Genomic DNA, 25,896 nt, shown 5'->3' with positions numbered 1-25,896 from the left:
ACAACCTGCCACACGGGTGGCATCTTGAAAGGAAGAAAAATGGAAGGCAATCTCAACCTCGTAGGTTACGGTCTGTCCGCAATCGGCGGTGGTATCGGTGTTGGCCTCGTATTCGCTGCCTACATCAACGGCGTTGCACGTCAGCCGGAAGCACAGCGCGTCCTGCAGCCGATCGCATTCCTCGGCCTTGCGCTCACCGAAGCCCTCGCCATCCTCGGCCTGGTCTTCGCCTTCGTTCTCTAGTCCTTAGAGCGAAGCGAACTTACAGAACCGAGTAGAAAAGGACGGGTGAAATATGAATCAGCTGATCATCTCAGCCGCCACTGAGGGCGAAGTCAACCCCCTGGTTCCCAATGTCTGGGAAATGGGCGTTGTCCTCGTGGGCTTTGCCATCCTCATGTTCATCGTGGTCAAGTTCGTTGTCCCGATGTTCGAAAAGACCTTCGCCGAGCGTGCTGAGGCCATTGAAGGCGGCATTGCAAAGGCTGAAAAGGCCCAGGCTGAGGCTTCTGCTGCACTCGAAGAGTACAAGCAGCAGCTGACCGACGCCCGCACCGAAGCCAACCGCATCCGTGAGGAAGCCCGCGCCGAAGGTGCCCAGATCCTCGCGGATCTCAAGGAGAAGGCAGCTGCAGAGTCTGCCCGCATCACGGCCCAGGCGCACGCACAGATCGAATCCGAGCGCCAGGCGGCCGTTGTGTCGCTGCGCTCCGAGGTCGGCACGCTGGCCACCACCCTGGCTGGCCGGATCGTCGGCGAATCGCTCAACGATGACGAGCGCGCAGCTCGGGTCGTGGACCGTTTCCTGGCAGATCTGGAGACCCAGAACGCAGGTGCAGCTAAGTAATGGCAGGCGTATCGAGCGAATCGCTGGCAACAGCGCTGGCAGCGTTGGAAGCCAAGCTTCCGACGGCGTCGCTGCAGCTGGCAAAGGAACTCTTCGGAATTCTGGGAATGGTGGACAGCTCGGCTGGCTTGCGCCGCGCCCTGACTGACCCGTCCCGCAACGGTGACGAAAAGTCGGCGCTGGTCAGGCAGCTGGTTGGCGGAAAAGTCTCCGCTGATGCTGCAGAGATCGCGGGCGGACTGGCCAGCTTGCGCTGGGCAACTGCCCGTGACATCGGCGATGCACTCGAGACTCTTGCCGCAACGGTGGTCATTTCCGTTGCCGAAAACAAGTCGGCCGTTTCTGCCTCCGGAATCACTGGCCTGGAAGAACTGGAGAACGATCTGTTCTCCTTCAACCAGGCTGTTGCCTCCAACCATGAGGTACAACGTGCTCTGTCCGAAACACAGGCCAGCGCTGCTGCCAGGTCGGCATTTGCCGAAAAGCTGGTGCCGGCCGCCAGTGAGGAAGCAAAAGTCCTCATCAGACAGGCCGTCACCGAGCCCCGCGGCATCAAGCCCACCCGGCTGGTGGAACGTTTCGCGGAGCTTGCGGCCAAGCGCCAGCAGCGCTGGATTGCAACGGTCAATGTGACCCGTCCCCTGACGCAGACGCAGCTTGCACGCCTCCAGGCGGGCTTGAACGCCATGTACGGGCGGGAACTGAAGATCAACGTCAACGTTGATCCGGCACTCATTGGCGGCATCCGCGTCCAGGTCGGTGACGAAGTGCTCGACGCTTCGGTACTCACCAGGCTGGGCGAGCTGCAACGCCAGCTGGCCGGCTAGCCGGACAAGCACAAACAAACTGATAGAAACCCCGGTCATCGGCAACGGTGATCACAAAAACAGGAGAGCAGGGACTGCAGATGGCCGAATTGACCATCAACGCCGACGACGTCCGTAATGCGCTGAACGAGTTCGCGGCGTCCTACGAACCCGGAAACGCAGAGCGCGTAGAGGTCGGCCGCGTAACCACCGCTGGTGACGGCATCGCCCGTGTTGAGGGCCTTCCCTCGGTCATGGCGAACGAGCTGCTTCGCTTTGAGGACGGAACGCTGGGCCTGGCCCAGAACCTCGACGTCCGCGAAATCGGTGTCATTATCCTCGGCGACTTCACCGGCATCGAAGAAGGCCAGGAAGTCCATCGCACCGGACAGGTTCTGTCCGTTCCCGTGGGCGACGCCTTCCTTGGCCGCGTTGTCGACCCGCTGGGCATGCCCATCGACGACCTCGGCGAGATCAAGGCTGAAACCACCCGCGCACTGGAGCTCCAGGCTCCCGGCGTGACCCAGCGCAAGTCGGTGCACGAGCCGATGCAGACCGGGCTCAAGGCAATTGACGCCATGATCCCGATCGGCCGCGGCCAGCGGCAGCTCATCATTGGCGACCGCCAGACCGGCAAGTCGGCCATTGCGATTGACACGATCATCAACCAGAAGGCCAACTGGGCTTCAGGCGATGTGGCCAAGCAGGTCCGCTGCATCTACGTGGCGATCGGCCAGAAGGCGTCCACCATCGCCGCCATCCGCCAGACCCTTGAGGACAACGGCGCACTGGAGTACACCACCATCGTGGCGTCTCCGGCATCCGACCCCGCCGGCTTCAAGTACCTTGCACCGTACGCCGGTTCGGCCATCGGCCAGCACTGGATGTACGGCGGCAAGCACGTCCTCATCGTGTTTGATGACCTCTCCAAGCAGGCTGAGGCCTACCGTGCAGTGTCGCTGCTGCTCCGCCGTCCGCCGGGCCGCGAAGCCTACCCGGGCGACGTCTTCTACTTGCACTCCCGCCTGCTGGAGCGTTGTGCAAAGCTCTCCGACGAACTGGGTGCCGGTTCCATGACGGGCCTGCCGCTGATCGAGACGAAGGCGAATGACGTTTCCGCCTACATCCCGACCAACGTCATCTCCATCACCGACGGCCAGATCTTCCTGCAGTCGGACCTCTTCAACGCCAACCAGCGTCCCGCTGTTGACGTGGGTGTGTCCGTGTCCCGCGTGGGCGGCGCCGCACAGGTGAAGTCCATGAAGAAGGTCTCCGGCACGTTGAAGCTGGACCTCGCCCAGTACCGCGACATGCAGGCATTCGCCATGTTCGCCTCGGACCTGGACGCCGCGTCACGCCAGCAGCTGACCCGTGGCGCCCGCCTCATGGAGCTGCTCAAGCAGGGCCAGTACTCGCCGTTCCCGGTGGAGAACCAGGTTGTGTCCATCTGGGCCGGCACCAACGGCTACCTGGACGACGTTCCGGTTGAGGACATCAGCCGCTTCGAGTCCGAGTTCCTGGAGCACCTGACGCATAAGTCCTCGATCCTCACCACGCTGGCGCAGACCAACGTGCTGGACGATGACACCGCGGCAGCTCTGAAGTCGGCCATCGTCGACTTCAAGAAGGGCTTCTTCGGCGAGGGCGACAACCACCTGGTAGGTGCGGGGCATGAGGAATATGCCGCCATCGACGAGGGCCAGGTTGACCAGGAAAAGATCGTCAAGCAGAAGCGCTAGTTCCACTGGCCGGGTGTGCCGGGTCCACAGGACCCGGCACACCCGGCCTACGGAACGCTAGGAAAGGATAAGTATGGGAGCCCAGATTCGGGTCTACCGCCAGAAGATCAGCTCGACCACGTCGATGCGCAAGATCTTCAAGGCGATGGAACTGATCGCTACCTCGCGCATCGGCAAGGCCCGTGCGCGCGTAGCAGCTTCACTGCCTTACGCGAACGCGATCACGCGCGCCGTTTCTGCTGTCGCAAGCCAAAGCGAAATCGACCACCCGCTGACCACTGAGCCGGAGCAGATCCGCCGTGCCGCCGTCCTGGTAATTACCGCGGACCGTGGACTGGCAGGTTCCTACTCGGCCAGCGTGCTCAAGCAGGCGGAAGGTCTCATCGAGCTGCTCCACGAAGAAGGCAAGGAAGTCAAGACTTACGTCGTTGGACGTAAGGCCCAGGCCTACTTCGATTTCCGGAACCGTGAGTATGCACGGGTTTGGACCGGAGGGACGGATTCGCCTGAGTTCAGCACCGCGCGCGAAATTGGCGAGGCACTGCTGGCCGAGTTCGCAACCGACTTCGAAGAGGGCGGCGTGGACGAAATCCACGTGGTTTACACCCGCTTCAAGTCCATGGTCACCCAGGAGCCCACGGTCATCCGACTGCTTCCCCTGGAAGTAGTGGAAGAGCAGGCAGCTTCTGAATCGGACCTGTTGCCGCTGTACGAGTTTGAGCCGGAAACGGAGCGCGTTCTTGACGCCCTGCTGCCGCGCTACATCGAGTCACGCATCTTCGCGGCCATGCTGCAGGCAGCAGCTTCTGAGCTTGCTGCACGCCAGCGGGCCATGAAGTCCGCCGGCGACAACGCCACGGACCTCATCAAGAAGTACACGCGTCTGCGCAACACGGCCCGCCAGGCTGAAATTACGCAGGAGCTTTCCGAGATTGTTGCCGGCGCCGACGCCCTCGCGTCCTAGCCTGCAGCAGACCGGATTCCGCTGGACCTGCAACACCACATATAAACTTAAACCCACGCCATCTACTGAGTGAAGTGAGAGAGATGACTGCCACTGCTACCGAACACGTAGCCGCAACGTCCGGTGCCACCGGCCGCATTGCGCGCGTAATCGGCCCGGTTGTCGACGTCGAATTCCCGGCCGACGCAATCCCGTCCATCTACAATGCCCTCACCACTGAGATTACTCTCAACGGTGTAACCAAGACCATCACGTTCGAGACCGCCCTGCACCTGGGCGACAACCTCATTCGCGCCATCTCCCTGCAGGCTACCGACGGACTGGTCCGCGGAACCAACGTAGTGGACACCGGTGCCCCCATCTCCGTACCCGTTGGCGACGGCGTCAAGGGCCACATCTTCAACGTGCTGGGCCAGCCCCTGGACGTTGCAGAATCGGAACTGGACATCAGCGAACGCTGGCCGATCCACCGCAAGGCTCCGAACTTCGCCTCGCTCGAAGGCTCAACCGAGATGCTGGAAACCGGCATCAAGGTCATCGACCTCCTCACCCCGTACATCAAGGGTGGAAAGATCGGCCTGTTCGGTGGCGCCGGCGTGGGCAAGACCGTTCTGATCCAGGAAATGATCACCCGCGTGGCACGCAACTTCGGTGGTACTTCGGTATTCGCCGGTGTTGGCGAGCGTACCCGTGAAGGTAACGACCTCTGGGTTGAAATGGAAGAGGCAGGCGTCCTCAAGGACACCGCCCTTGTATTCGGCCAGATGGATGAGCCGCCGGGAACGCGTCTGCGCGTGGCACTGTCCGCACTGACCATGGCGGAGTACTTCCGCGATGTGCAGAACCAGGACGTGCTGTTGTTCATCGACAACATCTTCCGCTTCACCCAGGCAGGTTCCGAGGTTTCCACCCTCCTCGGCCGCATGCCGTCCGCTGTGGGCTACCAGCCCAACCTGGCAGACGAAATGGGCCTCCTGCAGGAGCGCATCACGTCCACCAAGGGCCACTCCATCACCTCGATGCAGGCCATCTACGTTCCCGCAGATGACTACACCGACCCGGCTCCGGCAACGACCTTCGCACACCTCGACGCGACCACGGAACTTTCCCGTGAGATCGCCTCCCGTGGTCTGTACCCGGCCGTTGACCCGCTGACGTCGACCTCCCGCATCCTGGATCCCCAGTACATCGGCAAGGACCACTACAACACGGCTGTCCGCGTGAAGCAGATCTTGCAGAAGAACAAGGAACTCCAGGACATCATCGCGATCCTCGGTGTGGATGAACTCTCCGAAGAGGACAAGATCGTCGTGTCGCGTGCACGCCGCATCCAGCAGTTCCTGTCCCAGAACACCTACACCGCCAAGCAGTTCACCGGCGTTGAGGGCTCCACGGTTTCCATCAAGGACACCGTTGAAGGCTTCACCGCGATCTGCGACGGCGACCTTGACCACATCGCTGAGCAGGCGTTCTTCAACGTCGGCGGTCTCGACGACGTCGAGCGCCAGTGGGCCAAGATCCAGGAACAGACCAAGTAATATGGCTGAGCTTGAGGTTGAGATTGTCGCAGCGGACCACTTCGTGTGGTCCGGAGCGGCCAAGATGGTCAAGGCCCGCACCAGCGATGGTGAAATCGGAATCCTGCCCGGCCACTCGCCCCTGCTGGCGATCCTGGCCGAGGGTGAACTGGCGATCCAGCCGGTATCGGGAGACCGTATCGCGGTAGACGTCGACGGCGGGTTCTTCTCCGTGGACAACAACCGGGTGGTCATCGTTGCTGACAACGCCCAGCTGGGCGGCTCGGCTACCGCTGGGATCCGCTAGCATCACCTTGATGGACGCTTCGAGTCTTCCGTTCATCGCCATGGCAATCGCTTTCGGATTGCTGATCTTTGCACTGTGCCTTTCGGGGGTGCGCCGCTTCAACCTGCGGCGTGCCCTCGGCACGGTGGACGCCTCCATTTGCATGGCTGGAAACAGCTGGCAGATGGGGGTTTGTCGTTATCAGGACAACGACCTCGAGTGGTTCCGCCTGATCTCTTTAAGCGTCCGGCCCAAACACAAGTTCAAGCGCCACAGCCTTGAACTGCTGGGCCGCCGCAAACCCACGGAGGCCGAGGCCGTGAAGGTTCAGCCCGACGTCGTGATTGTGGAACTGCGCTATGAAGGCAAGGACCTGCGCCTCGCCATGAAATTCGACGCCTACACCGGCCTCTCGTCCTGGCTGGAGGCCGGTCCGGTCATCGGCGTCGGCACCTGGCGCTAGCCGGCGTGGACTGGCTCTTCGATGTCCGGCTCGTGGACGGGTCGGCCTACTGGGTTTCCCTTGTCCTGGGCCTCGCCGGGGCCATCTACCTCCTGGTGCCCCCTGCCGGCATTCGCCCCCGCCCATGGCTGTACCGGATCCTGGCTGCCGCGGCCGCGGCGCTGGTGCTGGTCGGCGCCGTGCACTGGGCCCTCATCAACGTCTTCTCGGTCTTCCCCGCGAACATCCCGGATGCTGTGCTGCTCTGGGTGGCGGCTGGCGCAGCTGCGCTCATCCTCCTGGTCCTGCGGCTGCCCCGCGGCAGGTGGCGAAGCCGCGCCACCGGCCTTGCAGCGGCACTTCTGGTGGCGGTTCTCTGTGGCGTGCAGATCAATGCCTACTATGGGCTCAACCGCACCGTCAGCGACCTCTTCGGCACGGCGCTGGCCCGGATCCCCGTCCTGGAGCAGGAGCTGATGCGCCAGCCCGGGGAGTCCGACGGCGTCCAGCTTCAGGGATGGGCACCGCAGGGGGAGATGCCTGCCGGGGGAGCCCTGCGACGGCACGTTATCCCGGGGGACGTTTCCGGAATGGATACCCGGGAAGCCTACATCTACCTCCCGCCCGCCTACTTTGCGCAGAACCGTCCCGCCCTCCCGGTGCTGGTGCTCGTGGCAGGGCAGCCGGGCGGTCCGGCAGACTGGCTGACCGGAGGCCAGCTCCAGTCCCACCTGGACTCCTATGCCGCCGCGCATGGGGGAGTCGCGCCCGTGGTGGTGGTGCCAGACCCCAACGGATCACAGTCCGCCAACACCATGTGCATGGACAGCCGGATCGCACGCGCGGACACCTACCTCTCGCAGGACGTTCCGCACTGGATAAAGTCCACGCTCGCCGTCGAAACAGACCACCGCAAGTGGGCTGCCGGCGGATTTTCCTTCGGCGGTACCTGCGCGCTGCAGCTGGGCACCCGGCATCCGGACCTCTTCCCCTCCGTTTTGTCCTTCTCCGGCGAGGCGGAGCCGGCGATTGCCAAGGAGCGCCACAAGACCATCGAGGCATCTTTCCCCGGAGATTCTGAGTCTTTCATCCGCCAAACACCGCTGGCCATCATGGAGCGGCAACGCTTTGAAGGCAGCGGACTCTACCTGACCGCCGGGCAGGACGATCCCGAATTCGTCGGATACCTCCGTACCGTGGCCGCAGCGGCGGAGGAGGCCGGGTTTACGGTGCGCTCCTACGAGGTGGAAAGCACCGGCCACTCCTGGGATACGTCGTCGAAGCGTATTGCGGACGCACTCGATTTCCTGGCCCAGCGGTGGGGACTGTACGGGTGACCGCGGATAAGCAGGTGCGGACTGCCCGCCTTGCCTGGTCCACGGTGGCGTTGCCCGCCCTTAGGGATGCAACGGCTGCGCTGAAGTCGGCTCCCTTCACATTGGGGATGCTCGGACTCTTCCTGGCCACAGCGGCAGTGACCGGGAGCTTCGTGGCGGGGCCACCCGAACAGCTGATGGGGCTTGCGGGCGTCAGCGGTCCCGGGCTCCGGGACGGTAACTGGTGGTCCCTCTTCACCAGCATGTTCTTCGCTACGAATCCGGCTGCCTACCTGGCGGCTGCCCTGATGATCGTTGTGCTGCTGGGTCCCGCGGAGCGCAGGCTGGGAACCCGTGCGGCCGTTGCGCTGGTGCTGGGCGGCCAGTTTTCCGCCGTCACGCTGTTCCTGCTGGTGACCCAGGTAGCCGGATATGTCGGTGACGGCTGGTTGGACCAGATGGCCGATGATGTCCTGGTGGGCCCGTATGCCCCGCTGCTGACGGCGGGCATGGCGGCAAGCGCGCGGCTGCCGGTCCTGTGGCAGCGCCGGCTGCGGACGGCAGTGCTGTCCATCTCGCTCCTGCTGGTCCTGTACGTGGGGCACGCTGAAACTGTTATCGGATTCCTGGGAGCCGTGCTGGGGCTTCTGGCGGGGTGGTGGATCCAAGGGGACCACGGCCAGCTGCACCGGCACCGTTCAACGGGGCGGGAAACAAGGAACCTCCTGGCCCTTACCGTCGCCGTGTTTGCCGTGGGGCCGATCCTGACGGGCGTCGCCAGGGCGCCCACGGGTCCGCTGGCCCTTCTGCGCGACGTGGTCCTGAATCCGCTCCCAACGCTGGGCCAGCTGGCGTTCAACTGCGGCGACACGGTGCAGGCTTCCTGCCTGGAAGCGGGCCGGGCCGGTTTTGCCGGCCCGGTCGGGCTGGCCCTGGCGGTGGTCCCGGTGGCCCTGCTGCTGATCTGTGCGGACGGCATGCGCCGCGGCCGGCGCCTTGCCCTGAACATCGCCATCGGCATCCAGCTGGCAGTAACGGCCATGGCCGCCGTCTACCTTGCCCTCTTCGCCCTGCTGACCTCGAGGGGCCAGGTTCCCAATGCCGGACCAATGGGTTCCGCGTTTGCCCACGTCCTTCCCCTTGTGGTGGTGCCGCTGCTGCTTGCCCTGGTCTTGTGGCTGAACCGGCGGCAGTTCCGGGTGCAGACAGCGCCGTCCGCGCGCCGCCTGCTTGCCGTGGTGGCGGGAGGAACATGGCTTGCCCTGGCCGGCTCCTACGCGCTGGCCTGGTTCTGGTCAGGAGGGCTGGAGCGCGACGGCGGGTTGCTGGGACTGCTGGCCGAGCTGGCCAGGCAGTACGTCCCCATTCCCATCCCGCAGCACTACCGCGGCATTTTTGCGGACCGCAACGTCCTGGAGTCCGTTCTCTTTGCCTATTCCGGACCGGTGTTCTGGGTCATCGCGCTGGCGGCAGTGTGGTGGGTGCTGTTGGGCAAGGCCCATGGCACCGATTCCGGCGTGGAGGACAGGGAGAGGGCCCGGTCGCTGCTGCATCAGGGTGGCGGCCCGCTCTCGTGGATGGCGCTGTGGGAACCCAACACCTACTGGTTCAGCCCCGACGGCAAGGGTGCGGTCGCCTTCCAGCAGCACGGGAGCGTTGCCCTCACCCTCGGGGGAGCCTTCGGACCCAAGGAGGCACAGCAGCGTGTCACCGGGGAATTCCTGGCCTACTGCCGGAGCCACGCGCTGATTCCGGCGCTGTACTCGTGTGATGACACACTGTGGCCGGCCCTGCAGGAACAGGGGTTCGCCCGGGTAGCCGTTGCCCAGGAAACACGGTTGCCGATCCGCGAGCTCGAGTTCAAGGGAAAGGAATGGCAGAACGTCCGGACAGCGCTGAACCGGGCCGCCAAGCTGGGCGTGCGTGCCGTCTGGGGGCCGTACCACTCGCTGCCGGCGGCGCTCCGGTCCAGGTTGAGCGAGGTGTCCGAGGAATGGGCGGCAGGAAAGTCTGTCCCTGAGATGGGCTTCACGTTGGGCGGCGTGGACGAGCTTGAGGACGAGGAGGTGCTGTGCTGCCTCGCCGTGGACGGCAACGGAACCGTCCACGGCGTGACCAGCTGGCTTCCCGTGTACGACGGCGGGCGGCTGGTCAGCCGGACGCTGGACGTCATGCGCCGTGGCGCCGAAGGATTTCCCGGGGTAATGGAATTCCTCATCGCCTCTGCGGTCCTGGAGCTGCGCGGCTCCGTGGAGGTCATCTCCCTGTCCGGTTCTCCGCTGGCGAAGGTTCCCGTAGGTCAGGAAGGTTCCCTTGGGAACGGTGCTGCCGGGAACCCGGGTGGCGGGGAGGAGGGGCAGCCGGGGCCGGAGAACCTGGTAAAGATCCTGGACCTGGTGGGGCATGCGCTCGAACCTGTCTACGGCTTCCGGTCCCTGGCGGCGTTCAAATCCAGGTTCAAGCCCGAGTACCGCGCGCTGTACCTTTACTACCAGGACTCGCTGCACCTGCCGGCCATTGGCCGCGCGCTGACCCGTGCCTACCTTCCCGGACTTTCGCTTGCGCAGGGCGCCCGCCTGGTGCGCAGTTTGGTGAAGTGAATATCGGCGCAGTTTTTGACGAATTTCCCGCCGTTTATGGGGGCGGCCGGAATCCCAACGCGCTGTGTTTTGAATTTGTGCGACTGTAAAGCGGCATAAAAAATGGCCCCGGCATGAATGAACTGGTCCCCGATAGTTGGACTGGCCAAGTAAGATCCTAAGCCGCGAGGGCCTGGGCTCGGTATTGCACCGGGCTCAGGCCCTCGAGCTTTGTCGAGATCCGGTCGTTGTTGTACCAGCGGATGTACTCGTTTAGGTTTGCGGTCAGTGCGTCGGTGCTGATGAACCGAACGTGGTGGAACATCTCTTCCTTGAGGTGGCCGAAGAAGTTTTCCATCACGGCGTTGTCGTAGCAGTTTCCCTTGCGGGACATGGATTGGGCTGCGCCGGCGTCCTTGAGGAGCGATTTCCATGAGGCGTGACGGTACTGGAAGCCCTGGTCTGAATGCACGATCGGCTGTTGACCGGGTTCCAGGCAGGCGAGGGCTTGCTTGAGCGAAGAGTTGGTGAGTGTAAGGTTCGGGGACGGGCTAATCGAATGGGCGATGATCTGCCGGTCAAAGAGGTCCATGACCGGTGAAAAGTAGAGCTTCCGGTCGCCGACGCTGAATTCGGTCACGTCCGTGACCCACTTCTGATTCGGGGCGGTGGCCTCGAACTCCCGGTTCAGCAGGTTAGGCGCGGCAGTGCCTTGTTCGCCTTGATAGGAGTTGTAGCGCTTCCTCCGCCGGACCTTGCAGGCCAGCCCGAGTGTGCGCATCAGCTTCAGCACGGTCTTCTTCGCGAGTATCCAGCCCTGCTTGAGCAGTTCCGTGTGGACACGGCGGTGCCCGTACCGGCCGTGGTTCGTCGTGAAGATCTCCGAGACTGTGGCCTTGAGGGCCTCTTGGGGGTCTGGAGCCTGGAGTCGTGACTGGTGATAGAAGAATGTCGATCGGGCAAGACCCGACACTTGCAGCAGAACAGAAAGCGGGAAGTCAGCCTTGAGGGCGGTGAGGGCCTGGACCTTCACCGTTGTTCTTGAGCCCTCAAGGCCCGCAATTTTCCCAGATAGGCCACTTCTGCCCGCAAACGCTCGTTCTCACGGCGCAGCCGCTCCAGCTCGGATGGTTCAACCGGCGGGGTGTCTGGCTTCCGCGGTCGGCCTTTTGGTTTTGGTCGCAAGGAGTCCGGGCCCTCAAGACGATAGGCGCGTACCCACGTTCTCAGTAGGACCGGAGAGGACAGGCCAGCTTCTGCTACCAAATCAGGGGCAGTCTCGCCGGCGCGGAACCGTTCGACCAAAGCGAGCTTGAATTCGAAAGAGTATGACTGTTTTGTCGGCTTGGTCACCAGCGCTCCTTGGCCATGAATCCTCCACCGCCGATACAGCCTCTTGACCGGCCAATTAGACACGCCCAACAAATTAGCTGTCGCCTTATCTGCAAGGCCTTTCTCAAACCACGCTACAGCCGCCTCACGCTGAGCCGCGGACAACGAACTATCTACACGCAAAGAACTGCTCCCCGGAAGTCAGAACTGAATTTCTCAGTCCAACTTCCGGGGAGCAGTTCACAAGGCGGGGCCCTTTTCGCTGCCGGCCGCAGGTGCGGCGGCGGGCGAAGACTAGACCAGCGTTACGCCGGTAGCCTGCGGACCCTTTGCGCCCTGGCCGATTTCGAACTGAACGCGCTGGTTCTCATCGAGGGTCTTGAAGCCGCCGGTCTGGATTTCGGAGTAGTGGACGAAGACGTCCCCATCCGAATCATCCGGGGTAATGAAGCCGAAGCCCTTTTCAGCGTTGAACCACTTGACGGTTCCCTGTGCCATTTATTTCTCCTCATTGTGGAACTTTTTAAGATCGGCACACCTCGTGCCGGCCTTGGTCACTCCGCGAGAAGAATCCTGGTTAGCCGTCCCCGGAAAGGGAACCGGCGGTGCAGGAGCTTCGCGCTCGCAACTTGTCTTGCGAGCATGAAAAAACACCTACACAAAGACTGAGATAAGAATTTCATGCCCGTTCCCGCAGGTCAACGGTTTTGGCTTCAAAACGGAGAAATTTTGGGCAAAGAGGAGGTGAATGCGCACGTCAGGAGCAGGTTTAACCGTCCACGGACCGCCAAGGGCCACCGTCAGAAAAGGCGGGATTCGCTGTCGTCAACGCCCCGCATGGCGTCGTAATCCAAGGTGACGCAATCGATGCCCCGGTCATTGGCAAGAACCTTGGCCTGCGGCTTGATTTGCTGGGCTGCGAAAATTCCGCGGACCGGGGCCAGCAGCGGGTCGCGGTTAAGCAGTTCCAGGTAGCGCGTCAGTTGCTCGACGCCGTCGATATCGCCGCGCCGTTTCAGCTCAATGGCCACCGTGGCTCCCTCGGCATCACGCGCCAGGATATCCACCGGCCCGATGGCGGTGAAGTATTCACGGCGGATGAGGGAGTAGCCCGTCCCCAGTGTTTCAATCTGTTCTGCCAGCAGCCGCTGCAGGTCTGCCTCCACGCCATCCTTGATCAGGCCGGGGTCCACGCCGAGGTCGTGGGATGACTCATCGAGTTTTTCATGGATGTTGATGATCAGGCGGTCGTCAGTCTTGGCCGACTGGACGGTCCACTGCTCCATCACACCCAGTTCAAGGTCCACGTCCTCCGGCGAGGCAACCCGGAGGGTTGCCGGGGGGCTCATCCAGTTAAGCGGCTTGTAGGAACCGCCATCTGAATGGACCAGGACGGAACCGTCGGCCTTCACCAGCAGGAGCCTGGTGGCAAGGGGGAGGTGGGCTTTGAGCCGGCCAACATAATCAACGGAGCATCGGGCTATGACAAGTCGCACGCCGTACAGACTACCGTCTGCCGCGCACGCCGGTGGCAGGCGGTGTCCCATCCCGCGGGGGCTGCCCGCAGGAAACCGCGCGGCGGCTGGGGCAGAATGGATGCATGCCGCGCTCCAACCGACCCCGCCGTCCCGTGTCCGGGAAGGGTTCCGTGTCCGGAAAGGCGGGTGCTGGAAGGAAGGGCAGCCGGGAGGTTCCCGAGCTTGACCTCGAACGTGCGCGTGCCGGGATTGCCCGGCGGGAGAGCGCCCCCGACGGCGAGTGGATGGTCCGCACCATGACCGCCAGGAACGCGGAGAAGACGTATATCTGCCCCGAGTGTTCCACCGCCGTGCAGCCCGGTGTGGCCCACCTGGTGGTTTGGAAGGACGACCACCTGTTCGGCGCCGCCGCCGGACTGGCTGAGCGCCGGCACTGGCACACCAACTGCTGGATGTCGCGCAGTTACCGCTACCGCTGACGGGCAGGCAAAGATGCGCCCGCTGTCGCTAAGCTGGCAGGCATGAGTTTTGATCCGGCGTCGTACGAATTCCGCCAGGGCCCTGGCCCCACTCCTATCCGTGCCTCCACCGTGCTGCCCGCGAAACGTGAACTGGTGCAGCTGGAAACGGAAGACGGCCACACCCTGGTGGCCGAGCTGGCGCTGCCGGAATCCGGGCCCGTAAAGGCCACCCTGATCACCCTGCATCCTCTTCCAACGCACGGCGGCTTCATGGACTCGCATGTCTACCGCAAGGCTTCCTACCGGCTGCCGGCGCTCGCCGGCATCGCAGTGCTGCGGTTCAATACCCGCGGAACCGCGTCCCCGCACGGAACCAGCAGCGGGGCCTTCGAGGAAGGCGTCGGGGAACGCCACGACATGGAGGCGGCGGTCCGCTTCGCCGTCGAACGGGGCCTGCCCAACCGCTGGCTGGTGGGATGGTCCTTTGGCACGGAACTTGCCCTGATGTACGGAGCCGTGGAACCGGTGGCGTCCCAGGTGGAGGGAGCGGTCCTGCTTTCGCCTCCGCTGCACCGGGCCACTGACAAGGACCTGCTCCAGTGGGCCTCCTCAGGCAAGCCGCTGACGGTACTGGTTCCTGAGCACGACGACTTTCTCAAGCCTGCAGAGGCGGCCGAACGCTTCAGCCTGGTGCCGCAGGCCCGCGTGGTGGGCGTGGACGGCGCCAAGCACCTGTGGGTGGGCGAGAAGTATGCGGCCAGGGTCCTCAACGAAATCGTGGACGAAGTCAGTGAGGCAGGATCTGGCGCTGCGGGGCTGCCGCAGGAGTGGGACGGGCCTGTGGCTACGGCCTCCGCCTAAGGAGCCGGGCTAGTGCTGGTCCTGGCGGACGATGTAGATCTCCCTGACCAGCAATAGGACGGCAGCCGCCGTGGGAATGGCGATGAGGGCGCCGAGCACACCCAGCAGGCTGCCGCCGGCGATGACGGAGATAACAGCCACGGCGCCGGGAACCGCAACGGCCTTCTGCATGATGCGGGGGGAGATGAAGTAGGCCTCGAACTGCAGGTAGGAGAAGTAGCAGATTCCGTAGATGGCGGCGGTCTGCCAGCCCTCGGTGAGCGAGACCAGCAGCACCACGATCCCGGCAATCATGCCGCCCACCAGCGGAATGAACGCGAGCAGCGCCACCACGAAGGCCAGCAGCAGCGCGAAGGGAATTCCCACGATTGACATCACGATGAAGGCAAAGGTGGCGTTCAGGAGGGCCACCACCGCCTGTCCGATGACGTAGTTGCCCACCGAGCGGGTGATTTCCTCGGACAGGGCCTCCACCCGGTGGCGCCGGGACCGCGGCGCAAGCCGGTAGCCCCACTTCTTCATCGCGGGCAGGGCGGCAAGGAAGTACAGGCTCAGCACCAGGACGATCAGGGTGCCGAAAAGGCCGTTGGCCACGGTGGAGCCAAAACCGACAACGCCGCCAAAGATTCCCCCCATGGCGGCGGGGTCGTTGACGAACTTGTCCAGCTCTTCCGTGACCCTGTCACGGACACCGAACTGGTCGTCCAGGCTGCGGAAGAACTCCGAGTCGATGAAGTCCCGGATCCACACCGGCGCCTGCTCGACGATCTGCGTGACCTGTTCCACGATGGTGGGGATAAGGGTGGCGAAAAAGCCGACGACGGCGCTGATAAGCACCGTGACGGATACCAGGATCCCGGCGGGGCGGGGGATCTTCCGGCCTTCCAGCCAGCTGACGACAGGTTCCAGCCCCAGCGCGATGAAGAGCGCCGCAACGATCCACAGGAGCAGTTGGGTGGTGTTGGACCCGATCCAGTAGACCAGCAGCGCAAGTCCAACGCCCACGGTTCCCATGAAGCCCAGGTACAGCGGATGCTGCGGCGAAATCCGGGGTCCGGGACTGCCGAACTGCGGCTGCACCTCGCTGTCCCCGCCGGCATCCCCGTCCTGCCGCGTGTACTCCGGCGGCATCTCGAACCGGAGCCGTGGCTGGGCTCCCGGCAGGGGCTGGCGGAGCCGCTGTGCCAGCATCCCGAGCGCGGCCGCGGCCGGCCTCTTCCGGCGGGCAGTTCCAGGACCTTTTCCAGGGCCTTTCCCAGGACCGTTGGGAACTGCTGCCGGCGGCTGCGTACCCCCCGGATTCTCTGGTGCCGCGGAGGATTCGTCCGTCTTGTCAGTCACTGGTTTTGGGGGCCTGTTCCGTACATGGCACCGCATGCGCGGGCCGGTGTGATGATCATCGCAAACACTATCAGCAGCCTTGTCAACAACAGCTGAAGTGCCTGTTCAGCGGCCTGCTGGCGCTCCTGCCGGATGCCCCGATCCGGGCTCGCGATAACAAAACGGATACTATTGAAACTAAACCCCCGCTGATGATAGGTGTTCCCTTGCGTTTAAAGACTGCAGTCGCACTCGTGCTGCTCGGCCTCCTGACACTTTTGGCCGGCATCGGCCAGAGGACCATCTGGGCCCCCTCCGAGACCTTTACGGCTTCCGCGCCGGCCGATGTTGCCGGGGCGCCGATCACCCTGATCGACCAGAACCTGCGGACCCTTCATGGCGGGACAGTCAAGATCGACATCGAGGGCGACGGCAACTTTATGCTGGCCGCCGGCAGGCCCGACGACGTCGAGGCGTGGGTTGGCCAGGCCGCGCACAACACCATCACCGGCGTCTCTGAGGACGAGAAGTCGCTTCAGGTTGAGCACGCCGACGGCGAGGCCGCCGCACCGAACCCTGCCGGCTCGGACCTCTGGGTTTCCACCGAGAATGCCAGCGGCGAGCTCGAGTACTCCTGGACCCCGCCGGCTGACGGCGACTGGACGCTGCTGCTGGCTTCGGACGGAACCCAGCCCGCGCCTGCCTCCATCTCCATGACGTTCCCGAACGACACCTCCACCCCCTGGGCTGTTCCACTGATGGTCCTTGGTTCCCTGCTGGTGATCGGCGGAATCGTCCTGGCCCTGCTCTCTGCCCGCAGGCGCAACGGTGAAGGCGGCGGCGAGGGCAGCGGTTTTGCCCGGCGTGCCCGCGCCCGCAGCGAGGCAAAGTCGTCCTCCCGGGTGACCATGGCTGCCGCCGGCGTGGTTGCCGCTGCCGTTGTGGCCGGCACCGGTGTGGCCGCAAATGCCACCTCGCCTGCGCCTTCCCCGGAGCCGTCCGCGTCGGCGTCGCCCGCTGCGCAGGAGGCAGGTTCGCCCGTCCTGCTGGATGCCCAGTTCCGGCGGATCCTGGAGCAGGTCTCCAGCGCCGTTGATGCAGGGGACGCCGCAAAGGATGCTGCCAAGCTGGCCGACCGGGTGGGCGGGACCGAGCTGGAAGTCCGCACACAGAACTACAAGATCCGTTCACAGGTGGGCTCCTACGAGCCGCGCATGCCGGTGCGTTCCACCAAGCTCCTAACCACCGTGGTGACCAGCGACCGCGAGTGGCCGCGGTCCGTCATGGCCGTTACCCAGGGTGAAGGCAACGTAGTGCCGCAGCTGCTGACCCTGGTCCAGGCCTCGCCGCGCGAGAACTACAAGCTCGTGGAAACCAACCCGCTCCAGCCCGGGACCACTTTCCCCACAATCAGCCGGGACGGCACCGAAACGCTGGCCCCAGCAGACAAGACCGGCCTGCTCTACAGCGGGGAAGAGGCGCTGTCCGGCCTGGCCGACCGCCTTACCTCCGAAGATTCCGCTTTCAAGGACAAGCTGGTGGAAGGGGAGTCCTCGCCGTACATCGCGGACACCCTCTCCTACCAGGCTGAAGTGGTGAAAGCCGGCGAGAACGGCAACTTCTCCTTCACCCACAAGGTGGTCCCCGAAAGCACTGTTGTTTTCCGTACGGCTGACGGCGGCGCGCTGGTCCTGGGCCGGATCAACTTCGGCCTCGAAGGGACCCCCAAGGCCGCAGGCGACAAGCTGACCATCGGTGACGATGCTGCAGCGCTGGCCGGTGGCAAGGAAACCACCACCGGCATGGTCCTGAGCTTCGCCGAGTCGGTGGCCGTGTACGTGCCGCCGGCAGGATCAACGGACCCGATGAAGCTCGTGGCCGCAACCCGCGGCCTGACGGGGGCCAGCTTCAAGTAATCCCCCTCCCGGCAGTAGCACCGGCAGCGGCCGGAGTGGCTAGAGTGGAAAGCATGAGTTCGCCAGCTTCCCGCCCAGTCCCTCCTGCCGCTGCCAACCTGCTTAACCTGCGCGGCGCCGTCGACCTTTCCAGTTTGAAGCAGCGCCCGGCCTCCGCGGCTTCCCCGGCCGGTGCCGGCACGCCGCAGGAGGGCGCCCAGCCGGGTGCCGCTGCCGGCGCCGCGGAACTGAAGGTCAACGTCACCGAGGGCAACTTCCAGCAGCTCGTGGAGCTCTCTGCGCAGGTGCCGGTGGTGTTCGCCCTGTGGGCCTCCTACTCGCCGGAATCGGCAGCCGTGCTGGAGGTCCTGGAACGGGTTGTTGCGGGCTACGGCGGCCGGCTGGTCCTTGGCGCCGCGGACATTGAAGCGTTCCCGCAGCTTGCCCAGGCCTTCCAGGTACGGGCCGTCCCTACCGCTGTTGCCGTCCTCAAGGGCCAGCCCGTGCCGCTGTTCCAGGGCAGCGCTGATGAGCAGCAGGTGCGCAGCCTCTTTGACGAACTGCTGAAGGTGGCCGCTGCGAACGGCGTCACCGGGAGCCTGGGGGCCGGCGCTGCGGAGGAAGGGGACGCTCCGGCGCCCCTGCCGCCGCTGCACCAGGCAGCGTTCGACGCCATTGAGGCCGGAGACTATGCCACCGCGGCAGATGCCTACCGCCAGGCGCTGACGGAGATGCCTGCCGACCATGAGGCCAAGGCCGGACTGGCCCAGGTGGAGCTGATGGCGAGGCTGCAGCCGCTGTCCGCCCAGGACAGCGAAGCCCTGCGCACCCTCGCGGCCAATGAGCCGGACAACCTCGAGGCCCAGCTGGGGGTGGCTGACCTGGACGTGGCCGGCGGCCATGTGGAGGATGCGTTGAACCGGCTGGTGTCCTTCATCGGCAGGAACTTCGGTCCGGAGCGCGAGACTGTCCGGGTCCGGCTGCTGGAGCTGTTCGATGTGGTGGGTGCCGCGGACGAGCGGGTTGCCAAGGCACGCCAGGCGCTCGCGAGGGTGCTCTTCTAGTGACGGCACTGTTCCAGCCCCTGCGGCTCCGCTCGCTGGAGCTGCAGCACCGGGGCTGGGTATCGCCGATGTGCCAGTACAGCTGCGATCCCGACGACGCCCCGGGAGTCCCCAACGACTGGCACCTGATGCACTTGGGGTCCTTCGCCGCCGGCGGCGCCGCGCTGATCCTGACCGAAGCCGCCGCAGTGAATGCCGAGGGCAGGATCAGCCCCCGCGATGCCGGCCTCCACAACGGTGCGCAGGCCGAAGCGTGGGAACGGATCACCTCCTTCGTCCACCGGCACGGCGCCGCGAAGGCGAAAATCGGTGTGCAGCTCGCCCATGCCGGCAGGAAAGCTTCCACTTACTGGCCGTTCTCCGGCAAGCACGGCAGTGTTCCGGCGTCCGACGGCGGCTGGACCACTGTGGGGCCGTCACCTTTGGCCTTCGAGGGGTACGCAGCTCCCGCGGAGATGAGCGCCGAGCAGATCACAGGCGTGGTGCGGGACTTCGCCGATGCGGCGGTACGGGCCGTGGACGCAGGCTTTGACACCATTGAGATCCACGGCGCCCACGGGTACCTCCTGCACCAGTTCCAGAGCCCGCTGATCAACACGCGGACCGACTCCTGGGGCGGGGACGAAGCCGGCAGGAACCGGCTGATGCTGGCTGTGGTCGACGCCGTCCGGGCAGTCATTCCGGAGTCCATGCCGCTGCTCCTGAGGATCTCCGCCAGCGACTGGGCAGAAGGCGGCGTGGACCTGGCCGCCTCCATTCGTCTGGCCCGGCAAGCAGCCGGGCGCGGTGTGGACCTCATCGACGTGTCCAGCGGTGGCGCCGTAGCCCATCAGCAGATCAAGGCCGGCCCCGGCTACCAGACCGGTTTTTCGGCTGCCATCCGGAAGGAAGCCGGTGTGGCCACCGGGACCGTGGGCCTGCTGACCTCGGCGGGGCAGGCTGAGCACGCCGTCGCTACGGGCCAGGCTGACGGCGTCCTCATCGCGAGGGCTGCCCTGCGCGACCCGCACTGGTGGCTGCGGGCCGCGTTCGAACTGGGCCATGACCTTGCCTGGCCGCCGCAATACGAGCGTGCCGTTCCGCGGCGCACCTTCTGAGTGCCCATGACGGCCAACCGGGACCGGCGCGCTGTGCCACACCCTGAAAGGGAACCGCAGAACGGGGTGGACCAGCAGTTGGAAGCCGCCATCCTGGAACTCCTGGCCGCAAGGGCCGCCACGTCCACCATCTGCCCGTCGGAGGCCGCCCGCGCCGTTGGCGGCGCGGAATGGCGTGACCTCATGGAGCCTGCCCGCAGTGCGGCGCGGCGGCTGGTTGACGCAGGCCAGGTCCAGGTCACCCAAGGCGGATCGGTGGTAGATCCTGCCACCGCCAAGGGACCCATCCGCATCCGCAAGGTCCGTTAGGGGCCCGGCGCGATAGCGCGGACAGCGTCACCGGAAGCGCGGGCCCTACGCCTTTTTCGCTACTCCTCCGGGAGGACCCCGCAGCGGGGACCCGGGGACTACTCTGGCATCATGACTGCACCGCACTCCGAACCGGTCCCGCAACCTGACCCGGCACTACAGCCAGGCCCGGTCCCGCATCCGGACCCGGCACTGCACTCCGCGCCGGCGCTGGCCCCCGCCCCGTCGCTGCGCCCCGGTGCGGGACCCCGGGTGCCGGCACTGTCCATCCGCGGACTGGCAAAGCGCTTCGGCGACAAGATCGCCGTGGACGGCATCAGCCTGGACGTGCCGGCCGGCTCCTTCTACGGCATTGTGGGCCCCAACGGCGCCGGTAAAACCACCACCCTGTCCATGGCAACGGGCCTCCTGCGCCCGGACTTTGGGACAGCGGCAGTCCACGGCGTGGACGTCTGGCAGCGGCCGTTGGAAGCGAAGAGGCTGATGGGCATCCTGCCGGACGGGGTGCGGCTGTTCGACCGGCTCACCGGCGAACAGCTCATTACCTATGCGGGACTGCTGCGGGGAATGGACAGGGAAACGGTGGCCACCCGCGTTGCGGACCTCCTCGCCGCCATGGATCTCCAGGAGGCTGCCGGGACCCTGGTGGTGGACTACTCGGCGGGCATGACCAAGAAGGTTGCCCTGGCCTCCGCCCTCATCCACGCACCCAGGCTGCTGGTCCTGGACGAACCCTTCGAGGCGGTGGACCCGGTTTCCGCGGCCAATATCCGCTCCATCCTGGACAGCTACGTCGCCTCGGGCGGCACGGTTATTGTGTCCAGCCACGTCATGGACCTGGTGCAGCGCATGTGCGACCACGTGGCAGTGGTGGCGAACGGACGGCTGCTCGCCGCCGGAACCGTTGACGAGGTGCGTGCCGGGGCATCGCTGGAGGACCGGTTCGTGCAGCTGGTGGGCGGCCGCAGCCACACGGAAGGACTGGAATGGTTGCGCACCTTCTAAGGCTCAAGCTGACACTGCTGCGCAACGGTTTGCGGCGCAGCCCGTGGCAACTGGTGGGGATGGCCTTCGCCGGGCTCTACGCAGTGGGGATGGTGGCAACGCTGGTGATGGCACTGGTGATGCTGCGCAACGCGTCGCACGACCTTGCCCAGACCGCTGTGGTGCTCGGCGGGTCCGCCGCCATCCTGGGCTGGGGCATCGTCCCGGTGGTTGCCTCTGCCACGGACATGACCCTGGATCCCGCACGGTTCACCACCTTTGCGATTCCCATGAGGCAGATGCTGGCCGGGCTGGCCCTTGGTGGCCTCATAGGCATTCCCGGGGTGGCAACGTCGCTGGTGGCACTGTCCACGGTGGTTACCTGGTCCCGGGGTGTCCTTCCTGCGCTCGCCGCGCTCGCGGGGGCAGTGCTGGGCGTGCTGACCTGCGTGGTGCTTGCCAAAGTGGTGACCACGGCAACGGCAAGCCTGGCGGCATCGCGGCGGTTCAAGGACGTCAGCGCCATTGCGTTCATGGTGCCCCTGGTACTGATGGGACCCATTGTGGCAGGAGTAGGCCAGGGCCTCTCAGCCTCCTCGGGTTTCCTGCCAGGCTTTGCCCGGACGCTGTCCTGGACCCCGCTTGGCGCACCGTGGTCCCTGGGCGGCGATGTTGCCGCCGGGCAGCCGGGACAGGCGGGGCTAAAGCTGCTGGTTTCGGTTGCCTCCCTGGCTGCGTTGGCGTGGGCTTGGAAATCCTTGCTGGAACGTGCGCTGGTAACGCCCCCCTACGCGGGAAGCGGCAAGCGGAAAGGCGGCAGGCTGGGGCTGCTGGGTATGCTGCCCGCCACTCCGGCCGGTGCGGTGATGGCGAGGTCCCTCACCTACTGGTTTAGGGACCCGAGGTATTCGGGATCGCTCGTGGTGATCCCCCTGCTTCCCGTGGTGCTCGCCTTCCAGGGCAGCCAGAGCGGAGACTTTACCAGCCTGGGCATCCTTGCCCCGCTGTCCGCATTCATCCTCGCCTGGTCCATCTCCGCCGACGTGTCCTACGACAACACCGCGTTCGCCCTGCACCTCTCCACGGGTGTCAGGGGAGTGGCGGACAGGCTGGGCCGCGCCCTGGCCTGTATGGCCTTCGCCCTGCCGGTGGTGCTGGTGTTTGCCATTGGCTATTCGGCCCTGACCGGGGACTGGGCAGGCCTGCCCGGCCAGCTGGGCCTGAGCCTGGGCATCCTGTTCACCGGGCTGGGACTGTCTTCGGTGGTCTCGGCCCGCTACACCGTGGCCGTCCCGCTGCCCGGCGACAGCCCGTTCAAAAAACCGCCCGGCAACGTGGGGCAGACCCTCGCCGTGCAGTTTGGAGGGCTGCTGGTCCTTATGGTCCTGGTGCTGCCCCAGGTGGGCTTCCTGGTTGCCCAGGTGGTTACAGGCAACAGCCTCTTCGGCTGGATCAACCTCACAGCCGGGACAGCCCTGGGCCTGGGCCTGTTTGTTGCCGGCGTCAGGCTGGGCGGAAAATGGCTGGACGCCCGCGGGCCCGAACTCCTGGCCCAGGTGTCCGTCAACCGCTGAAAAGCTTTGGGAAGGAAACAGCATGGAAGTGGTCATCCTCAATGGCAGCAAACAGATTGCCAGGCTCGCCGCCGACGCCGTCGGGGACCTGCTTCGCAGCAAGCCGGACGCCGTGCTGGGGCTGGCGACAGGTTCGTCCCCGCTGCCGGTCTACGATGAGCTGGCGGCCCGCCATGAGCGGGACGGCCTGGACTTCAGCCGCGCCTCAGGTTTTGCCCTGGACGAGTACGTTGGTCTTCCTCCCGGCCACCCCGAGTCCTACCGGGAAGTGGTCCGCCGGGAGTTCACCAACAGGGTGAACATCCGGCCGGAGAACGTCCACGGGCCGGACGGTGCCGCTGCCGACATCCCGGCTGCCTGCCGCGCCTACGAGGAGGCGATCGCTGCTGCCGGCGGGGTGGACCTGCAGATCCTTGGGGTCGGAACGGACGGCCACATCGCATTCAACGAACCGGGATCCTCCTTCGCTTCCAGGACCCGCATCAAGAGCCTCATCGAACAGACCCGCCGGGACAACGCCCGGTTCTTCCCCAACCTGGCGGACGTTCCGCACCATGTCCTGACGCAGGGACTCGGGACCATCATGGAGGCGCGGCACGTCATCCTGCTGGCAACCGGTGCGCAGAAGGCCCAGGCTGTCCGCGAATTCGTTGAAGGTCCCGTCGCCGCCATCTGCCCGGCGTCGATCCTGCAGTTCCACCCGCACGCCACCGTCCTGCTGGACGAGGCCGCAGCGTCCGCGCTGAAACTGGCGGATTTCTACCGGCACACGTATGACAACAAGCCCGCCTGGCAGGGAATTTAGAGGGCACCGACCGCTGCCAACGCACGCCGCCGCAAAGTCCGGCGGCGGCCGGCGGGGACGCGCCGCCGTCGAACGTCCGGCCGGTGGAACAGCTAAGATGGTTGGCATGACTAGCACGACGGACCCTCTCGAAACCGACCCGATGCGCGAGCTTTCCGGGGCTGGAACGTCCACAGCCACCATTGAGCGCGAGGAACTGCGCCAGGAAGTGGAGCCCGGGGACCGGGAGCGCTTTTCGCACTATGTGCGCAAGGAAAAGATCATGGAGTCCGCACTGACCGGAGAACCGGTCATCGCGCTGTGCGGCAAGGTCTGGACGCCGGGCCGGGATCCGCAGAAGTTCCCGGTCTGCCCGATGTGCAAAGAGGTCTATGACGGCCTCCGCCCGGGCAACGACGGCGGCAAGGGTCCCGGAGGGGACTCGGGCAACAACGAATAGTGACGGAGACGCTCTTTGGCGGCCCCACCCTGCCTCCGGCCTATCCGGAACGTGCAGCCTGGGGAACCGCCCCGAAACTCCGTGCCTGGCAGCAGGAAGCCCTGGACCTCTACCTGCGCAACAGCCCCCGCGATTTCCTCGCCGTGGCAACGCCCGGCGCCGGCAAGACCACCTTCGCGCTGAGGGTGGCGTCCACCCTCATCGACTCCGGCGCCGTCAACAGGGTGACCATCGTGGCGCCCACGGACCACCTGAAGCGGCAGTGGGCAGATGCGGCGGCCAGGGTGGGCATCGCCATCGACCCAAACTTCAAGAACTCGGACGGGCAGCACGGCCGGGGCTTCATCGGCGTTGCCGTCACCTATGCGCAGGTGGCCAGCAAGCCGCTGCTCCACCGCGCCAAGACGGAAGCTGCACGCACGCTGGTGATCCTCGACGAGATCCACCACGGCGGCGAGGCACTGTCCTGGGGTGACGGCCTGCGCGAAGCCTTCGACCCCGCCGTCAGGCGGCTATCGCTGACGGGAACGCCGTTCCGTTCCGACACCTCTCCCATTCCCTTCGTCGAATACGCCGAGGACCGGGACGGCATCCGCCGCTCCAAGGCCGACTACACCTATGGGTACGGCAATGCGCTGCGCGACCACGTGGTCCGGCCGGTGATGTTCATGGCCTATTCCGGGCAGATGCGCTGGCGTACCAGCGCCGGCGAGGAGATGGCGGCGTCGCTGGGGGAGGCCGCGGTGACCAAGGACATCACCTCTCACGCCTGGCGTACCGCCCTGAACCCGGCGGGGGAGTGGATTCCGGCTGTGCTGGCCGGCGCGGACAAGCGCCTCAGCGAGGTGCGCCGCACCGTTCCCGATGCCGGCGGCCTGGTGATTGCCACGGACCACGAGGACGCCCGTGCGTATGCAGGGCAGCTCAAGAGGATCACGGGGGAGTCGCCCACGGTCATCCTTTCCGACGACGCGAAGGCGTCGAGCAAGATCGAGGAATTCACCGCCAGCGAGAAACGCTGGATGGTGGCCGTCCGGATGGTGTCCGAAGGCGTGGACGTGCCGCGGCTTTCCGTCGGCGTGTATGCAACGTCAACCTCGACCCCCCTGTTTTTCGCCCAGGCGGTGGGGCGCTTCGTGCGTGCCCGCAAGCGGGGCGAAACGGCGTCGGTCTTCCTGCCCTCGGTGCCGCAGCTGATGGCCCTTGCCAACTCCATGGAGGCGGAACGGGACCACGCCCTGGACCGCCCGGAGAAGGAAGACGGGGACGGCCTGTTCAACCCCGAGGACTCGCTGATGGCCGAGGCCAACCGCGAGGACAAGGCATCGGACAGCCTGACCAAGGGCAAGTTCGAGGCCCTGGATTCGCAGGCGTCCTTTGACCGCGTTTTGTTCGACGGCGGCGAATTCGGCACGGGCGGCGAGGTGGGGTCCGACGACGAGATGGACTTCCTGGGCATCCCCGGGCTGCTGGACGCGGAGCAGGTGGGTACGCTGCTCCGGCAGCGCCAGCACGAACAGCTGAACCGCAAAAACCGGAAGGCGCCCGCGGCGGCGGAAAGCCCGGCACCGGCCGTCCCGGACCACCGGATGCTGATGGACCTCCGCAACGAGCTGGCGAAGAACGTGGCGGCCTGGTCTGCCCGCACGGGCACTCCCCACGGTGTGGTGCACACCAAGCTGCGGACGGTGTGTGGCGGACCGCCCGTTGCCCAGGCGAACGAGGAGCAGTTGCAGTCCCGTTTGCGGAAGCTCCAGGACTGGTTTATCGGCCGGAAATAG

At 65.3% G+C, this 25,896-nt stretch carries 26 protein-coding genes; 21 read left to right on the top strand and 5 right to left on the bottom strand.

Going from position 1 to position 25,896, the window contains the following annotated elements:
- The first annotated feature begins 39 nt into the window (after positions 1–39).
- From atpE to ABRP28_RS07535, 10 genes are all read left to right on the top strand, one after another.
- Entirely contained in the window at positions 40–243 is a 204-nt protein-coding gene (gene atpE / locus ABRP28_RS07580; protein ID WP_009356484.1) for an ATP synthase F0 subunit C, read from the top strand.
- 52 nt (positions 244–295) lie between these two features.
- Entirely contained in the window at positions 296–847 is a 552-nt protein-coding gene (locus ABRP28_RS07575; protein WP_188811879.1) for a F0F1 ATP synthase subunit B, read from the top strand.
- The gene (locus tag ABRP28_RS07570) at positions 847–1,674 is read left to right on the top strand and encodes a F0F1 ATP synthase subunit delta (RefSeq protein ID WP_350001625.1); all 828 of its coding nucleotides are present in this window, start codon (positions 847–849) and stop codon (positions 1,672–1,674) included. The genes ABRP28_RS07575 and ABRP28_RS07570 overlap by 1 nt, the downstream gene beginning before the upstream one ends.
- Before the next feature lie 80 nt (positions 1,675–1,754).
- Positions 1,755–3,392, top strand: a complete 1,638-nt coding sequence (gene atpA / locus ABRP28_RS07565) for a F0F1 ATP synthase subunit alpha (protein ID WP_350001623.1) — start codon at positions 1,755–1,757, stop codon at positions 3,390–3,392.
- 73 nt (positions 3,393–3,465) lie between these two features.
- Positions 3,466–4,356, top strand: coding sequence for a F0F1 ATP synthase subunit gamma (locus ABRP28_RS07560; protein ID WP_350001622.1), 891 nt, complete (start codon positions 3,466–3,468; stop codon positions 4,354–4,356).
- An 83-nt stretch (positions 4,357–4,439) separates the two neighbouring features.
- Positions 4,440–5,894: a F0F1 ATP synthase subunit beta gene (gene atpD / locus ABRP28_RS07555; RefSeq protein WP_104184908.1), complete on the top strand. Its 1,455-nt coding sequence runs from the start codon at positions 4,440–4,442 to the stop codon at positions 5,892–5,894.
- Between the two features lies 1 nt (position 5,895).
- Complete coding sequence (locus tag ABRP28_RS07550) at positions 5,896–6,180, top strand: F0F1 ATP synthase subunit epsilon (RefSeq protein ID WP_018760117.1); 285 nt, start codon at positions 5,896–5,898, stop codon at positions 6,178–6,180.
- A gap of 10 nt (positions 6,181–6,190) precedes the next feature.
- The gene (locus ABRP28_RS07545) at positions 6,191–6,622 is read left to right on the top strand and encodes a DUF2550 domain-containing protein (RefSeq protein ID WP_188727892.1); all 432 of its coding nucleotides are present in this window, start codon (positions 6,191–6,193) and stop codon (positions 6,620–6,622) included.
- Positions 6,623–6,627: 5 nt separating this feature from the next.
- Positions 6,628–7,938 carry an alpha/beta hydrolase-fold protein gene (locus ABRP28_RS07540; protein WP_350001620.1) on the top strand — a complete coding sequence of 437 codons (1,311 nt, stop codon included), beginning with the start codon at positions 6,628–6,630 and terminating at the stop codon, positions 7,936–7,938.
- Positions 7,935–10,517 (top strand): phosphatidylglycerol lysyltransferase domain-containing protein, encoded by a 2,583-nt coding sequence (locus tag ABRP28_RS07535; RefSeq protein WP_350001618.1) that lies wholly within the window; start codon positions 7,935–7,937, stop codon positions 10,515–10,517. Before ABRP28_RS07540 ends, ABRP28_RS07535 begins: the two co-directional genes overlap by 4 nt.
- Positions 10,518–10,674: 157 nt before the next feature.
- Here ABRP28_RS07535 and ABRP28_RS07530 read toward each other — a convergent pair whose 3' ends face one another.
- From ABRP28_RS07530 to nucS, 4 genes are all read right to left on the bottom strand, one after another.
- Positions 10,675–11,529 carry an IS3 family transposase gene (locus ABRP28_RS07530; protein ID WP_374152946.1) on the bottom strand — a complete coding sequence of 285 codons (855 nt, stop codon included), beginning with the start codon at positions 11,527–11,529 and terminating at the stop codon, positions 10,675–10,677.
- A complete protein-coding gene (locus tag ABRP28_RS07525; RefSeq protein WP_374152945.1) occupies positions 11,526–11,849 on the bottom strand; it encodes a helix-turn-helix domain-containing protein in 324 nt (107 codons plus the stop codon). The genes ABRP28_RS07530 and ABRP28_RS07525 overlap by 4 nt, the downstream gene beginning before the upstream one ends.
- A 273-nt stretch (positions 11,850–12,122) precedes the next feature.
- The gene (locus tag ABRP28_RS07520) at positions 12,123–12,326 is read right to left on the bottom strand and encodes a cold-shock protein (protein WP_011692441.1); all 204 of its coding nucleotides are present in this window, start codon (positions 12,324–12,326) and stop codon (positions 12,123–12,125) included.
- Between the two features lie 302 nt (positions 12,327–12,628).
- Entirely contained in the window at positions 12,629–13,324 is a 696-nt protein-coding gene (gene nucS / locus ABRP28_RS07515) for an endonuclease NucS (protein ID WP_231455039.1), read from the bottom strand.
- Positions 13,325–13,428: 104 nt separating this feature from the next.
- On the opposite strand from nucS, the gene ABRP28_RS07510 reads away from it, so the two are divergent.
- The gene (locus tag ABRP28_RS07510) at positions 13,429–13,785 is read left to right on the top strand and encodes an ATP/GTP-binding protein (RefSeq protein WP_231455038.1); all 357 of its coding nucleotides are present in this window, start codon (positions 13,429–13,431) and stop codon (positions 13,783–13,785) included.
- Between the two features lie 42 nt (positions 13,786–13,827).
- Positions 13,828–14,628 (top strand): alpha/beta fold hydrolase, encoded by an 801-nt coding sequence (locus tag ABRP28_RS07505; RefSeq protein ID WP_350002652.1) that lies wholly within the window; start codon positions 13,828–13,830, stop codon positions 14,626–14,628.
- 9 nt (positions 14,629–14,637) lie between these two features.
- On the opposite strand, the gene ABRP28_RS07500 is transcribed toward ABRP28_RS07505, so the two are convergent.
- A complete protein-coding gene (locus ABRP28_RS07500; protein WP_374152944.1) occupies positions 14,638–15,969 on the bottom strand; it encodes an AI-2E family transporter in 1,332 nt (443 codons plus the stop codon).
- Between the two features lie 191 nt (positions 15,970–16,160).
- Between ABRP28_RS07500 and ABRP28_RS07495 the strand changes: the two genes are divergently transcribed.
- The 9 genes from ABRP28_RS07495 to ABRP28_RS07455 all read left to right on the top strand — a co-directional run bounded on the left by ABRP28_RS07495 (position 16,161) and on the right by ABRP28_RS07455 (position 25,896).
- Positions 16,161–17,864 carry a hypothetical protein gene (locus ABRP28_RS07495; protein ID WP_350002650.1) on the top strand — a complete coding sequence of 568 codons (1,704 nt, stop codon included), beginning with the start codon at positions 16,161–16,163 and terminating at the stop codon, positions 17,862–17,864.
- Between the two features lie 53 nt (positions 17,865–17,917).
- Complete coding sequence (locus tag ABRP28_RS07490; protein WP_350002649.1) at positions 17,918–18,907, top strand: tetratricopeptide repeat protein; 990 nt, start codon at positions 17,918–17,920, stop codon at positions 18,905–18,907.
- Complete coding sequence (locus ABRP28_RS07485; RefSeq protein WP_350002648.1) at positions 18,907–20,004, top strand: NADH:flavin oxidoreductase/NADH oxidase; 1,098 nt, start codon at positions 18,907–18,909, stop codon at positions 20,002–20,004. The genes ABRP28_RS07490 and ABRP28_RS07485 overlap by 1 nt, the downstream gene beginning before the upstream one ends.
- Positions 20,005–20,070: 66 nt before the next feature.
- Positions 20,071–20,313, top strand: a complete 243-nt coding sequence (locus ABRP28_RS07480; RefSeq protein WP_350002647.1) for a DUF3253 domain-containing protein — start codon at positions 20,071–20,073, stop codon at positions 20,311–20,313.
- 111 nt (positions 20,314–20,424) lie between these two features.
- Positions 20,425–21,318: an ATP-binding cassette domain-containing protein gene (locus tag ABRP28_RS07475; protein WP_350002646.1), complete on the top strand. Its 894-nt coding sequence runs from the start codon at positions 20,425–20,427 to the stop codon at positions 21,316–21,318.
- Complete coding sequence (locus tag ABRP28_RS07470) at positions 21,300–22,871, top strand: transporter (RefSeq protein WP_350002645.1); 1,572 nt, start codon at positions 21,300–21,302, stop codon at positions 22,869–22,871. Before ABRP28_RS07475 ends, ABRP28_RS07470 begins: the two co-directional genes overlap by 19 nt.
- Positions 22,872–22,893: 22 nt before the next feature.
- Entirely contained in the window at positions 22,894–23,676 is a 783-nt protein-coding gene (gene nagB, locus ABRP28_RS07465; protein WP_350002644.1) for a glucosamine-6-phosphate deaminase, read from the top strand.
- Between the two features lie 97 nt (positions 23,677–23,773).
- On the top strand, positions 23,774–24,115 hold the full coding sequence (locus tag ABRP28_RS07460; RefSeq protein ID WP_350002643.1) for a DUF3039 domain-containing protein: 342 nt from the start codon (positions 23,774–23,776) through the stop codon (positions 24,113–24,115).
- Positions 24,115–25,896, top strand: a complete 1,782-nt coding sequence (locus ABRP28_RS07455; RefSeq protein WP_350002642.1) for a DEAD/DEAH box helicase — start codon at positions 24,115–24,117, stop codon at positions 25,894–25,896. The genes ABRP28_RS07460 and ABRP28_RS07455 overlap by 1 nt, the downstream gene beginning before the upstream one ends.

Origin of the sequence: Pseudarthrobacter sp. WHRI 8279 (assembly GCF_040224115.2) — a bacterium.
Classification (GTDB): Bacteria; Actinomycetota; Actinomycetes; order Actinomycetales; family Micrococcaceae; genus Arthrobacter.
Note: the sequence above shows the minus strand (reverse complement) of the source record. Positions and strands in the feature narration are given on the sequence as shown.

Bases quoted from the DNA above. Each gene is read 5' to 3' on its own strand.
- atpE (WP_009356484.1), top strand. From the start codon at position 40: ATGGAAGGCAATCTCAACCTCGTAGGTTACGGTCTGTCCGCAATCGGC.
- ABRP28_RS07575 (WP_188811879.1), top strand. From the start codon at position 296: ATGAATCAGCTGATCATCTCAGCCGCCACTGAGGGCGAAGTCAACCCC.
- ABRP28_RS07570 (WP_350001625.1), top strand. From the start codon at position 847: ATGGCAGGCGTATCGAGCGAATCGCTGGCAACAGCGCTGGCAGCGTTG.
- atpA (WP_350001623.1), top strand. From the start codon at position 1,755: ATGGCCGAATTGACCATCAACGCCGACGACGTCCGTAATGCGCTGAAC.
- ABRP28_RS07560 (WP_350001622.1), top strand. From the start codon at position 3,466: ATGGGAGCCCAGATTCGGGTCTACCGCCAGAAGATCAGCTCGACCACG.
- atpD (WP_104184908.1), top strand. From the start codon at position 4,440: ATGACTGCCACTGCTACCGAACACGTAGCCGCAACGTCCGGTGCCACC.
- ABRP28_RS07550 (WP_018760117.1), top strand. From the start codon at position 5,896: ATGGCTGAGCTTGAGGTTGAGATTGTCGCAGCGGACCACTTCGTGTGG.
- ABRP28_RS07545 (WP_188727892.1), top strand. From the start codon at position 6,191: ATGGACGCTTCGAGTCTTCCGTTCATCGCCATGGCAATCGCTTTCGGA.
- ABRP28_RS07520 (WP_011692441.1), bottom strand. From the start codon at position 12,326: ATGGCACAGGGAACCGTCAAGTGGTTCAACGCTGAAAAGGGCTTCGGC.
- ABRP28_RS07510 (WP_231455038.1), top strand. From the start codon at position 13,429: ATGCCGCGCTCCAACCGACCCCGCCGTCCCGTGTCCGGGAAGGGTTCC.
- ABRP28_RS07505 (WP_350002652.1), top strand. From the start codon at position 13,828: ATGAGTTTTGATCCGGCGTCGTACGAATTCCGCCAGGGCCCTGGCCCC.
- ABRP28_RS07495 (WP_350002650.1), top strand. From the start codon at position 16,161: ATGATAGGTGTTCCCTTGCGTTTAAAGACTGCAGTCGCACTCGTGCTG.
- ABRP28_RS07490 (WP_350002649.1), top strand. From the start codon at position 17,918: ATGAGTTCGCCAGCTTCCCGCCCAGTCCCTCCTGCCGCTGCCAACCTG.
- ABRP28_RS07475 (WP_350002646.1), top strand. From the start codon at position 20,425: ATGACTGCACCGCACTCCGAACCGGTCCCGCAACCTGACCCGGCACTA.
- ABRP28_RS07470 (WP_350002645.1), top strand. From the start codon at position 21,300: ATGGTTGCGCACCTTCTAAGGCTCAAGCTGACACTGCTGCGCAACGGT.
- nagB (WP_350002644.1), top strand. From the start codon at position 22,894: ATGGAAGTGGTCATCCTCAATGGCAGCAAACAGATTGCCAGGCTCGCC.
- ABRP28_RS07460 (WP_350002643.1), top strand. From the start codon at position 23,774: ATGGTTGGCATGACTAGCACGACGGACCCTCTCGAAACCGACCCGATG.